Origin of the sequence: Geotalea uraniireducens Rf4, assembly GCF_000016745.1 — a bacterium.
GTDB lineage: Bacteria > Desulfobacterota > Desulfuromonadia > Geobacterales > Geobacteraceae > Geotalea > Geotalea uraniireducens.
Window position 1 is genome coordinate 4,343,572 of sequence record NC_009483.1, and the last position, 11,910, is coordinate 4,355,481.

Below are 11,910 nucleotides of genomic sequence, written 5' to 3' on the forward strand. Positions count from 1 at the left end.
TTGTCCTGAAAAACGGCTTGAACACTAATCCACCATCCTTTTTCCGCCCCGGATTGCGACAAGGGCGTTTTTTCCTTTTTCCACCCTGACCTTCCTGCTGAAGCCAGACATGCGCACCTCATAATCCGCCGGCGGCAAAGCCAGGATCAGATAACCTGCACTGTCCGTCCTTCCTGCGAGATTCAACTCCTTCCCCACAATCTCGACAACGACGCCACTCATGGGTATGACGCCTCTTTGGGGCTTCAGTTTTCCCCCAGCACTCTGGATAAAGCAGAACAGGGTCAGGCTGCCGGTCCCCTTGGGGAGACGGTCCTCACGGGGTGTATTGTCGGTCACTACAACCGGCAGATAGCCGTCACGCAAGGCAATTGCAGCACTGCCCGGAATTTCGGCTTCGCCAAAGTCCTTGCCGTTGAAGGAATATGCATGCCATAACGGCGGCTTTTCTCCTGCGGCTACAGCCAAGGCGCCCTCCAGAAATGTTGAAAGAAAAACAAGCCCCCATACAAGTTGCCTGAACATGGATATCCTCACAAGAAATTTTGTACAACAATGGCACAGCAAAATTTAAAAAGTCAACGTGAAAATCAACCGCCCCGACTATATTATGTTAGAAATGTCGCTGCCGCCACTTCCTCGTAGTAGCCCTTTTATTCGAAGTTTTTGCCCCAAAAAGGGCGGCACATGGCCGCCCTTAAAGCTTGATAATAGAACAAAACAGATACCTCCGGCATAGGCGGGGGGGGGTTACCTGAATGAGCCCCTTCGTCACAGCAGCGCCCAAATTCTCGTCTTTTTTTTGCCAGGTTAACAACGATAACCATTGGCGAGAGTGACATATTCTGCGGCTGTGAGCCCCGTGGTCGTTGCAGTCTGCGATATCGGCGGCGTGTAACCTTTAGAAGCTGCTGAAGTTGTGGTGGCGGCGTCTGTACTGGTAATGGTTTTGGTGCCGGAAACGGGCCCGATGGAATCATAGATGATTATCCGGATATTGTTGATTACCTGTGCTGATGTCCCTTCTACAAAATCTTGGACGTCAACATTTTGCTTGATCGCTTCATTGACGATCAGGTAGCTGTTGACGAGGTCGGCTTTTGCCTGAGAGTCGATGCCGGCCAGCGAGCTGCTGGAACCGGGGTCCACGGTGGTTGCGAGCGTGCGAATCTCGTTTTCCAGGTATGACGGCCGTACGGCAGTGTGAATGGTGGCAGAGACAATCCCTTCAGTTACAGCAGCGGGAAGAAGATAATTTTCTTCACCCAGCTTGATAGCTACCGTGGCAAGGCGGAATGTGGATGTTAACGTCTTTTCCGCCATAACAACTGCCGTAGTGGAAACCGGGTCGATTATTTGACCTTCTACACTTCCGGCAACGACTTTTTCCTTTTCAATCAGCTTTTTAACTATCTGGCCGGTTGAGGTCTTTACTGCCTTTAACACGTAGTCAACTTTGGGCGTCAAACCGGGAACTTCGTAGGAATAAAGCCGGGGTGTCTGTGCAACGTCGCATTGAGGATGTACGGATGCAACTTTTTTCCCGTTAAGGTCGTAAACTTCTACCGCAATATCATTTTCTGTTACTACCAGTTTGGCGGTAGTCTTGGCGCTGGCGCTCGCGGCCGGAAATTCTACCGCCCCTTTAAGTGTTGTGGTAGCCGGACCGTTGTTCCCACCGCTGTTGCTGCCACAGGCTGCCAGTACAACAAAACTGAGCGTTACAACCATAAAAGCGCAAATTTTTCGATACTCCGTTGTCTTCATAAGCCCTCCTTTGGATTCTCGACATTGCCTTTAGTCTTCATAAAAATTAAATTGTATGCATTATGCAGATTTTACTGATTTACATAAAGAAATGCAAATGAAATCATTAGAAGTTGATAATTTGCAATTTAAAGCTCTTACTATTCATTGCAAGTCTATCAAAACTGAGTGTTATTCATGATCTTCTGCAATCATGAATGTTTTTTCCAAATGAAACCAACAACTAAGGGATTACTTACTGGATACTTTTGAGGGTGATAATAGCGGGGGGCAAACTACAGTTTCCCAAACACCCCCTTAAAAGGGGATGTTTGGGAAACGCGGCCTCGTCTGATTTTAAATTTCAGTTGTAAAGCAAGATGGCTTTTGGGCTTATCTGTATAGATGAAAGTGTTGCCGGACTGAACCTGACTACACTCAGCTACAGGCTCTCCACATCTCTTTCCAGCCGAAAGAGGAGCCTGTTCAATGCATGAATGTAAGCCTTTGCCGATGCCTCGATGATGTCGGTGGATGCACCCCTGCCGATAACGGTGCGCGCACCGTCGGTCAGGCGCACGGTCACTTCCCCTTGGGCGTCGGTGCCACCGGTTATGGAGCCCACGTTGTACTGGAGGAGCTTTGCCTTTGTTTTGGTCAGCTTCTTGATTGCTTTCAGGGTGGCGTCCACCGGCCCGTCCCCAAGCTCCGCAGTGCGAACCTGTATGCCGTCGATCTCCATCTGCACGGTGGCCGTGGCTACAGCAAAGGAACCACAGGTGACCGTGATATGGGAGAGCTTATACTTTTCCTCAGCCGTCAGCACCTCATCGGCAACGATGGCATCCAGGTCCTCGTCGAACACTTCTTTTTTAAGGTCAGCCAGAGCTTTAAAGCGATCGAAAGCACGGTTCAGCTTCTCGTCGTCCAAGTCGTATCCCAGCTCTTCCAACCGTTTCTTAAAGGCATGACGGCCGGAATGCTTTCCCAACACCAGGGCACTTGCTTTCAATCCCACCGACTCGGGGGTCATGATTTCATAGGTGGTCTTGTCCATCATCATCCCATGCTGGTGAATCCCCGCTTCATGGGCAAACGCATTGGCTCCGACAATCGCCTTGTTGGGCTGCACCACAATGCCGGTCACAGTGGTCAACAAGCGGCTTGCGGGAGTCAACTGCTCTGTCACCACGTTCGTCTTGAAGGGGAGGATGTCTTGGCGGGTCTTGAGGGTCATGACAAACTCTTCCAGGGAGCAGTTTCCGGCGCGCTCGCCGATGCCGTTGATGGTGCACTCCACCTGGCCTGCCCCGGCCTGGACAGCGGCAATGGAGTTTGCCACAGACAGTCCGAGGTCATTGTGACAATGTACGGAAATGACGGCCTTTTCAACATTGGCCACATTATCCTTCAGATACTTGATTATGTTGAAGTATTCGAATGGGATGGTATAGCCGACCGTATCGGGGATGTTCACCACCGTTGCCCCGGCGTCGATAACCGCACCCACTACCTCTGCAAGGAACTTGAGATCGGTTCGCACCGCATCCTCGCAGGAAAATTCAACGTTCGGCGTGTACGTCCTGGCCCGCTTCACAGCCTTGACCGCAGACTCCAGCACTTGCTTCGGCGTCATCTTCAGCTTGTATTTCATATGGATATCGGAGGTGGCGATAAAGGTATGAATCCGGCCCCGTTCGCCCGCATACTGAAGCGCTTCCCACGCCCTGTCGATGTCCTTGAAGCTGGAGCGGCACAAGCCGGCTATTTCCGGCCCCTTAATGGTCTGCGCGATCTTCTTGACTGCTTCAAAGTCTCCTTCTGAAGCGATGGGGAAGCCGGCCTCTATCACATCCACATTCAGCTTCTGCAACTGTTTTGCAAGCCGCAGCTTTTCATCGATGTTCATGCTGGCGCCGGGAGATTGCTCTCCGTCCCTGAGCGTGGTGTCAAAGATCTTGATTGTCTTGAGTTCCATCTTCTTCTTTGTCATGAATTCTTCCTCCTTTGATGATGCCCTTTAGTATCCCACATATCTACCTGAAAGCCATTGCCTAAAATAAAAAAGCCTCCACCCCAGTAAGGGGCGAAGGCTTGAGCTCCGCGGTACCACCCTCATTCATTCGCCTTAGCGAACCTCATTAAACCCTTGACGCGGGCAACGGCTCCAATTACTCAGAAAACTTTACACTAACGTTTCTTTTCACGGAAGCAGCTCCAAGGCGAGTTCACCGCATCCACCTGCTGACTCGCACCGACCGTCAGCTCTCTTTAAGGCGAACAACGACTACTATTCCTTTTCACAGCCTTTTTCCAATTAAAGAGATAATAAGAAAATCCCTCGGCATCTGTCAAGGGATTTTCTTTGTCATTTCAATAAGTTTTATCATTTCAAACTAAGTTCAATATTACTGAATAACTTGGGCTCGATTACCGAGACTTCTTTGCCGGCGGGTGCAATTCTTCGTGCCCCTTGTGCAGCGCCTTTTCCAGCCGCCTTCTTCGTGGCCAAGTCATGACAAAGCCGATCGGTCCTGAAAAAATATAGCAGGTAAAAATCACGAAGAGCATTATTATCGGTTCAGCAGCAATGACGATAAGGAGGATAACGGCCAGGACCAGAAAGGCAAACGGTTGGCGCTTGATCATTTCCGGGTCCTTGAAGGAATAGTAGCGGACGTTGGAAACCATGAGCAGGGCCAGGAAATATATGAGCAGCAGGATGGCCAGTTTTTTATAGGAACTAGGCCAGCCAAAATGTGAAAAAAGGAGTACCGTCGCAGAAACCATGCTGGCCGCGGCAGGGGTGGGAAGGCCGACGAAGCGCTTGCTCTCCACCGTATTTACCTGCACGTTGAAACGGGCTAGGCGAAGGGCGGCACAGGCAACAAAGAGAAACGCAGCCAGCCAGCCCAGCCTGCCGAACGGCTTAAGCGCCCATGCATACATGAGAAGCCCTGGAGCCGCGCCGAAGGAAACAAGGTCGGCGAGAGAGTCGAACTCTACCCCGAATTTGCTGGCAGTGCCGGTCAGCCTTGCCACCTTGCCGTCAAGACCGTCGAAAATGGAGGACGCGAGTATCCAAAGGGCCGCCGTCCTGTAATCATAGTTCAGGGTGGAAACCATGCAGTAAAAGCCGGCAAAAAGGCTTCCGGCGGTAAAAAGATTGGGGAGAATATAGATCCCCTTCCGCATCCCTTCGGACATGTCGATCTTTTCAGAGCTCACGGTAAAATCCCCAAAATGGTTTCGCCGGCCACGGTTTTGTCGCCCATGGACACGCGCAGCTCGACATTCTTAGGCAGGTAGACATCCAATCGGGAACCGAATCGGATCAAGCCATACCGCTGGCCGCGCTGAAGCATGTCGCCAATTTTTGGATAACAGACAATACGCCGGGCAATGAGTCCGGCAACCTGGACAACAACCATTTTTACCCCACGTGCTGTTTCCAGAACCAGGCCGTTCTGCTCGTTTTCAAAGGTGGCTCGCTCGTCGCGGACATCGAGAAACTTTCCCGGCAGATAAAACCTGTCCACCACCCTGCCTGAAACAGGCACCCGGTTGATATGGACGTTGAAAACCGACATGAAGATGCTGATCTTCATCATTTCCTCGTCGAGATGGCTCTCTCGGGCATTGCCCAGGTAGATCACGACGCCATCCGCCGGAGACACCACCGCATTTTCATCTCCCGGCGTAATCCGCTGCGGGTTTCGGAAGAAGAAGACAACAAACAGCGTGACAACCAGGAAAAATGCGGCGAGCACCTTCCAGGCAAGGAGAGCAAGGACCACGGTTATGAAACCGGCAATCGCAACAAAAGGATAACCTTCCGCTGCAATGGGGGTGTTTTTATTGCGCATCAATCTTCCTTATTTTTAGATTTCATGCATGCATTAACTGCAAAGAGGCCGGTCTTCGGGCTGGCGGCAATAAATGCCGATTATAGCCCGAATCCGGCCTCACATGCAATGAAAAGAAGGTATCAGTTTTTAGTCTTGTCCACGATCTTGGATTTGCCGATCCAGGCCATCATGGAACGGAGGCGAGCCCCAACCTCTTCGATCTGATGTTCGGTCCCTTTGCGGCGAAGGGCATTAAATCTCGGATTGTTCACCTTGTTCTCCAGCATCCACTCCCTGGCGAATTCGCCTTCCTGGATCTCGGTAAGGATCTTTTTCATCTCTTTCTTTGTCTCGCCGGTAATGACGCGGGGACCACGGGTCAGATCGCCGTATTCGGCAGTATTGGAAACGGAGTAGCGCATGTTGGCAATGCCGCCTTCATAAATCAGGTCAACGATCAGCTTTGTTTCATGAAGACATTCGAAGTAGGCCATTTCCGGCGCATAACCGGCTTCCACCAGTGTTTCGAAGCCAGCCTGGATCAGCGCGGAAATACCGCCGCACAGAACAGCCTGCTCGCCGAAGAGATCGGTTTCGGTCTCTTCCTTGAAGGAAGTCTCAATGATACCAGCCTTGCCACCGCCATTGGCCGAAGCGTAGGCAAGCGCCACATCCCTGGAATTGCCGGAGGGATCGTGATGAATGGCAATCAACGAGGGAACGCCGCCACCCTTGGTGTATTCGTGGCGCACCAGGTGTCCCGGCCCTTTGGGGGCAACCATGATGACGTTGATATCGTGGCGGGGAACGATCTGACCAAAGTGGATGTTGAAGCCGTGGCCGAAAGCGAGGTAAGCACCCTGTTTGACATACGGTGCAATCTCCTCGCGGTAAACATCACCCTGGATTTCGTCAGGGAGGAGAATCATGATGATGTCGGCTATCTTAACGGCTTCAGAAGTCGTCAGCACCGTCAAACCAGCTTCGGTAGCTTTTTTTACCGAGGCAGAATCAGCCTTGAGGCCAACCACCACGTCGATGCCGGAATCCTTGAGATTATTTGCATGTGCATGCCCTTGTGAGCCGTAACCGATGATGGCTACCTTTTTCCCTTTGAGCAAGCTCAGGTTACAATCTTTGTCATAGTAAATTTTCATACCTTCCTCCTGGTTATATTTTGATTTCTTCCTGCATATATGAACGGCAGCCGTTTAGCCTTTCCATCCCTTCGCGCCGCGACCTATGGCCACCGAACCGGTCCGCACCAACTCCTTGAGCCCCAGCGGTCGAAGCAGTTCCAGGATCGCATCGATTTTTGCCGGCGCGCCAGTTGCCTCAATTGTGTAAGACTTGGGTGTCACATCGATAATCTTGGCCCGGAAGATATCAACTATCCTGAGCACTTCGGCCCGGCTCTCATCCTCTGCGGTAACTTTAATGAGGGCCATTTCCCGTTCAATGGCGCTCCCCTCGACAAAGTCGATGACCTTTATCACGTCAATCAGCTTGTTCAGCTGCTTGGTTATCTGTTCCATGATCTGTTCATCGCCGCGGGTGACGATGGTCATCCGGGAAATGGTTTCATCGTTGGTGGGCGCCACCGACAATGAATCGATATTAAACCCGCGACCGGAAAAAAGCCCGGCGACACGGGAAAGGACGCCAAATTCATTTTCTACGAGGACGGCTATTGTATGTTTCATGAAAATCCTCCGAAATCGCTGTAGGGACGAATCTTGTACTCGCCCAGCAATCGGGCGATCACGAGGATCGCCTCTACGAACATTACCTCAGGATGCGAGCACCATCTCGGTCAGCGATGCCCCGGCAGGGACCATGGGAAGAACCTTCTCCTCGCGGGCGACCTTGAACTCCATTATCACCGGCCCCGGTGTTGCGAATCCTTTTTTTATGACCGCTTCCACCTCGTCGGGCTTGGTCGCCTGAAAACCCTTGGCACCAAATGCCTCGGCGAGCTTGATAAAGTCTATGGGAAGCTCCATACAGGTCTGGGAATAGCGCTTGTCAAAGAACAGTTCCTGCCACTGACGCACCATGCCGAGGAAGTTGTTGTTGATGATGCAGATCTTGACCGCCAGCCGGTTCTGCACCACGGTCGCCAGCTCCTGCAGATTCATCTGAAATCCACCGTCGCCGCAGATGACGATTACCTGCCGATCGGGAAAAGCAGCCTGGGCTCCCATGGCAGCGGGAAGACCGTATCCCATGGTGCCGAGTCCGCCGGAGGAAAGGAGCGTCCGCGGCCGGTTAAACTTGAAGAACTGGGCGGTCCACATCTGGTGCTGCCCCACATCCGTTGCCACAATCGCGTCGGGGTCGCTCAACTCCCGCAGCTTCTGAATGACGAACTGCGGTTTGATTACGGTGGCGGACTGTTTGTAACTCATGGGGTGCTTGGCCTTCCAGCCTTCAATCTCCTCTGTCCATGGAACGATTGATTTCTTGAAGTCGTCAAGCTTGTCCCCCTGCTCTTCAAGGACCTTCAACATCTGTGTCAGCACGTCCTTCACATCACCGACGATGGGGAGGTCGACACGCACGTTTTTCTTGATAGAGGTGGGGTCCACGTCTATATGGATAATCTTCGCATGGGGGGCAAAGGACGCTATCTTGCCGGTCACCCTATCGTCGAAGCGGGCTCCGACCGCTACAAGGAGATCGCAATTGGAGACCGCCATATTGGCATAATAGGTGCCATGCATCCCGAGAAGCCCCAAAGAGAGGGGATCATCCTCAGGAAAGGATCCAAGTCCCATAAGGGTCGTGGTTACCGGCGCTTCGAGTTTCTTGCTCAAGGCGGTAAGTTCCTCAGCGGCATTTCCCAGGATTACCCCGCCCCCCACATAGATGACCGGCCGTTTCGCCCCCAGCAGCAGAGACATGGCCTTTTCCACCTGCTTCGGGTGCCCTTCGATGGTCGGCTTGTAACCGCGGATCTCTACCGTGTCGGGGTACTTGAATTCGGCAGTGGCAATCTGCACATCCTTGGGGAGATCGATGAGGACCGGGCCGGGTCGGCCGGTGCGGGCAATGTAAAATGCCTTTTTCACTATCAGGGCAAGATCCTTGACGTCCTTGACCAGGAAGTTGTGCTTGGTGCACGGGCGGGTAATGCCGATGATATCCGCCTCCTGAAAGGCATCGTTACCGATAAGGGCCGTCGGTACCTGGCCGGTGATGATCACCATCGGAATGGAATCCATGTAAGCAGTGGCAATGCCGGTGATGGTATTGGTAGCGCCGGGGCCGGAGGTGGCAATGGCTACGCCGACCTTGCCGGTCGCCCGTGCATAGCCGTCGGCAGCATGTACCCCTGCCTGCTCGTGCCTGGGAAGGATGTGACGGATCTCCTTGAAGGAGAAAAGTTCATCATAGAGGTTGATGACCGTGCCGCCGGGATAGCCGAAGACCGTATCCACTCCTTCCAGCTTGAGACACTCCAGTAAAATTTTTGCCCCGTTCATTTTCATTGCAAAACCTCCCGGTTGGGAAATCGGATAAAATTATGTAGGGGCAGGTACAAGACCTGCCCCTGCCAAATAGATTTAGTCTGCCGACATAACGGCCCCGGTGTATGCCGAAGTGACCACCTTGGCATACCGGGCCAGCCAGCCGGTTTTAATCTTCGGCTCAGGCGCTTGCCAGCGGGCGCGTCGCTCGGACAGTGTCTGCTCGTCAACCAGCAGTTCCAGCCTGCGGTCGGGAATATCCAGCTCGATCCGGTCTCCGTCTTCCACGAGGGCAATCGGGCCGCCTTCTGCAGCTTCCGGTGAAATATGACCGATGCAGGGGCCGCGGGTACCGCCGGAAAAACGGCCATCGGTAATAAGTGCAACTGAATCGCCAAGACCGAGTCCCATGAGGGCTGCGGTCGGAGCAAGCATCTCCCGCATCCCGGGCCCGCCTTTGGGGCCTTCATAACGGATGACAACGAGATCTCCCGCCTTGATGTTGCCGTCCATCAGGGCCGCCATGGCCGCCTCTTCCGAGTTGAAGCAACGAGCCGTGCCGATAAACTTCATCATGGCCTCTGATACGCCCGACTGCTTGACCACTGCCCCCTTGGGGGCAAGGTTGCCGAACAGGATTGCAATGCCCCCCTCTTTCTTCACCGGATCGGTCAGGGGGTGGATGACCGCCTCATCCACATTGGCAATACTGGCGGCCAGCTGCAGGGTAGTCATACCCATTACCGTCGGGTTGTCCTTGATCTTGTCGCCCAGCTGCATGAGCACCCCGGCGACCCCGCCGGCAGCATCCAGGTCTTCCATGAAATACTCGCCGGCCGGGTTCATCGAAGCGAGTTGCGGCGTTTCCTTGGCGAGGATGTCGAAGGTTTCCAGCGGCAGCTCCACACCGGCCTCATGGGCAATGGCAAGGAGATGGAGTACGGTGTTCGATGAGCCGCCGAGTGCCAGGTCGACGCGGATGGCGTTTTCAAATGCCGCGCGGGTGAGAATGCTGCGGGGGGTCACGTTGTTGCGCACGAGATCGACGATGCGCTCGCCGGAGGCAAAGGCAATGCGCCGCTTCAAGGCCGACACCGCCAGGGCCGTGCCGCAGCGGGGGAGACTCATGCCGAGGGTTTCGGTAAGGATGGCCATGGTGTTGGCGGTAAAGAGCCCCTGACAGGACCCCATGCCGGGGCAGGCGTTATCCTCGCAGACCTTTAGCTCCTTCTCGTCGATGACGCCTGCCTTGTAGCGGGCCATGGCCTCAAAGGTATCGGTGACAAACGAATATTTCCGGCCGGCCTCGCCACGGCCACTCATCATCGGCCCTGCCGTAACGACGATACAGGGGATATCGAGACGTGCAGCGGCCATCAGCATGCCGGGGGTAATCTTGTCGCAATTGGTCAGCAGCACAAGGCCGTCGAGACGGTGGGCCTCGGCGACCGACTCCACCATGTCGGCGATCAGTTCGCGGGTCGGCAGGCTGTAATGCATCCCCTTGTGCCCCATGGATATGCCGTCGCAGACACCGGGAATGCCGAAGAAAAAGGCATAGCCGCCGCCGGTGTGTATCCCCTTTTCAATGAAGCGCTCAAGGTCCCGCATCCCCACATGACCGGGAATCAGGTCGGTGAAACTGGTGGCCACACCGATAAAAGGCTTATCCATCTCGCTCTGCGGGACGCCGGTCCCCTTCAAAAGCGCCCGGTGCGGAGTCCGCTCCAGACCTTTTTTTATCATATCACTGCGCATGACAACCTCATCTATCCGGGAAAAAGTGAATAATGAAAATAATACATTATGATTCAGCTGTCAACAGCAATAAAACTGCAATAAAAAGGCGTTATAAGGCTTAAAGGAAAGTTTGATATTGTGAAACAAACGGGAGAATTATCGTAAGGGGAAGCGAGTGCGGCAACAAACGACCGGCGCCGTTTATTTCCGCTCGCAATGGAGATCAGAATCAGGAGGGGTCAGCATCGGGGCCCCGGATCGGCTCAACGGCCTTACCCGCGTCGACTGCAGCAGCATTTCCGGTTGCAGGCGGCGCCTCCCGCTGCTCCGTCAAGGGGGCGGGGGATGCTGACCGGATGAATATGTCGATGGCAAGCGGGATCTTCGGGTCCGCCATATCGAGCGCCGCCGTTTCACCAGCTAAAAGTCCCAGGAGAGGGTCTGACTTGAACGCGCCAATGACGAAGCGCGCCGGAGCCGCCCCCTCGATACGATATTTCCCGTCAACATCGCTCGGGCCGCTCAGGTAGCGAACACGACCGATCACAGCACCGTCGCTCCCCGGCTCCAGGAGTTGGACAACCGCATTGGCAACAGGACGACCGGCACTGTCGCGAACCAATCCCGTTAGCGTAACAGGCATCGTTCGTCTGGCAGCAGGTGGTGGCAATTCAGTTACGGTCTGCGTTGCTGCCGCAAGCTGACTGGCGATTATTGCCGTTGCCTTCAATCTGTAGCTTAAACCATTGCGAACGATGATTTTTTGCGCTTGCGGACCGGTCAATGGCAAGCGGTGGGCCGGATCGGGCTGAGCGGCCCACGTATGACCACCGATGCTGATGCCGGAGCCGATCACATATGTCCCCTCCGGCAACGACATGCTGAAGCTGCCATCAGGGGCACAGGAAGCGGCAAATAAAGGCGCAGCGTAAGGTGATGTGGGCGCTTTGTCGGCCTGGTAGGCGAACACGGCGCAACGCAACGGCTCCTGCTCCGGCGCAAGCTGCCCCGTGACGATACCGCCTGCATGTGCACAGCTTCCCGTGGCAATCAACCAGAAGGCGAAGAGCCGGGCAAACGAGGATTTCCATGTTGCGTCCATAGGC

Annotated in this window: 10 protein-coding genes and 1 other annotated feature; all 10 genes read right to left on the bottom strand. The window is 54.0% G+C overall.

Features of this window, described 5'->3' with window-relative positions:
- Window positions 1-24 precede the first annotated feature (24 nt).
- A complete protein-coding gene (locus tag GURA_RS18910) occupies window positions 25-525 on the bottom strand; it encodes a carboxypeptidase regulatory-like domain-containing protein (protein WP_011940517.1) in 501 nt (166 codons plus the stop codon).
- Between the two features lie 285 nt (window positions 526-810).
- A complete protein-coding gene (locus tag GURA_RS18915; protein WP_011940518.1) occupies window positions 811-1,767 on the bottom strand; it encodes a hypothetical protein in 957 nt (318 codons plus the stop codon).
- Between the two features lie 421 nt (window positions 1,768-2,188).
- Window positions 2,189-3,739 carry a 2-isopropylmalate synthase gene (locus GURA_RS18920; protein ID WP_011940519.1) on the bottom strand — a complete coding sequence of 517 codons (1,551 nt, stop codon included), beginning with the start codon at window positions 3,737-3,739 and terminating at the stop codon, window positions 2,189-2,191.
- Between the two features lie 86 nt (window positions 3,740-3,825).
- Window positions 3,826-4,059, bottom strand: a binding site (T-box leader).
- A 117-nt stretch (window positions 4,060-4,176) separates the two neighbouring features.
- Window positions 4,177-4,941, bottom strand: coding sequence for a CDP-diacylglycerol--serine O-phosphatidyltransferase (pssA, locus tag GURA_RS18925; protein WP_198134572.1), 765 nt, complete (start codon window positions 4,939-4,941; stop codon window positions 4,177-4,179).
- A gap of 29 nt (window positions 4,942-4,970) precedes the next feature.
- Window positions 4,971-5,612 (bottom strand): phosphatidylserine decarboxylase family protein, encoded by a 642-nt coding sequence (locus tag GURA_RS18930; RefSeq protein WP_011940521.1) that lies wholly within the window; start codon window positions 5,610-5,612, stop codon window positions 4,971-4,973.
- A 122-nt stretch (window positions 5,613-5,734) separates the two neighbouring features.
- Entirely contained in the window at window positions 5,735-6,790 is a 1,056-nt protein-coding gene (ilvC, locus tag GURA_RS18935; RefSeq protein ID WP_268741754.1) for a ketol-acid reductoisomerase, read from the bottom strand.
- A gap of 15 nt (window positions 6,791-6,805) precedes the next feature.
- A complete protein-coding gene (gene ilvN / locus GURA_RS18940; protein WP_011940523.1) occupies window positions 6,806-7,297 on the bottom strand; it encodes an acetolactate synthase small subunit in 492 nt (163 codons plus the stop codon).
- A gap of 87 nt (window positions 7,298-7,384) precedes the next feature.
- On the bottom strand, window positions 7,385-9,085 hold the full coding sequence (gene ilvB / locus GURA_RS18945) for a biosynthetic-type acetolactate synthase large subunit (protein ID WP_011940524.1): 1,701 nt from the start codon (window positions 9,083-9,085) through the stop codon (window positions 7,385-7,387).
- A gap of 75 nt (window positions 9,086-9,160) precedes the next feature.
- On the bottom strand, window positions 9,161-10,822 hold the full coding sequence (gene ilvD / locus GURA_RS18950; protein ID WP_011940525.1) for a dihydroxy-acid dehydratase: 1,662 nt from the start codon (window positions 10,820-10,822) through the stop codon (window positions 9,161-9,163).
- 211 nt (window positions 10,823-11,033) lie between these two features.
- On the bottom strand, window positions 11,034-11,906 hold the full coding sequence (locus GURA_RS18955) for a carboxypeptidase-like regulatory domain-containing protein (protein WP_011940526.1): 873 nt from the start codon (window positions 11,904-11,906) through the stop codon (window positions 11,034-11,036).
- Window positions 11,907-11,910 lie beyond the last annotated feature (4 nt).

Coding starts and splice junctions, on each gene's coding strand:
- ilvD (WP_011940525.1), bottom strand. CDS start 10,822: ATGCGCAGTGATATGATAAAAAAAGGTCTGGAGCGGACTCCGCACCGG.
- GURA_RS18955 (WP_011940526.1), bottom strand. CDS start 11,906: ATGGACGCAACATGGAAATCCTCGTTTGCCCGGCTCTTCGCCTTCTGG.
- GURA_RS18915 (WP_011940518.1), bottom strand. CDS start 1,767: ATGAAGACAACGGAGTATCGAAAAATTTGCGCTTTTATGGTTGTAACG.
- GURA_RS18920 (WP_011940519.1), bottom strand. CDS start 3,739: ATGACAAAGAAGAAGATGGAACTCAAGACAATCAAGATCTTTGACACC.
- ilvB (WP_011940524.1), bottom strand. CDS start 9,085: ATGAAAATGAACGGGGCAAAAATTTTACTGGAGTGTCTCAAGCTGGAA.
- GURA_RS18930 (WP_011940521.1), bottom strand. CDS start 5,612: ATGCGCAATAAAAACACCCCCATTGCAGCGGAAGGTTATCCTTTTGTT.
- GURA_RS18910 (WP_011940517.1), bottom strand. CDS start 525: ATGTTCAGGCAACTTGTATGGGGGCTTGTTTTTCTTTCAACATTTCTG.
- pssA (WP_198134572.1), bottom strand. CDS start 4,941: ATGCGGAAGGGGATCTATATTCTCCCCAATCTTTTTACCGCCGGAAGC.
- ilvN (WP_011940523.1), bottom strand. CDS start 7,297: ATGAAACATACAATAGCCGTCCTCGTAGAAAATGAATTTGGCGTCCTT.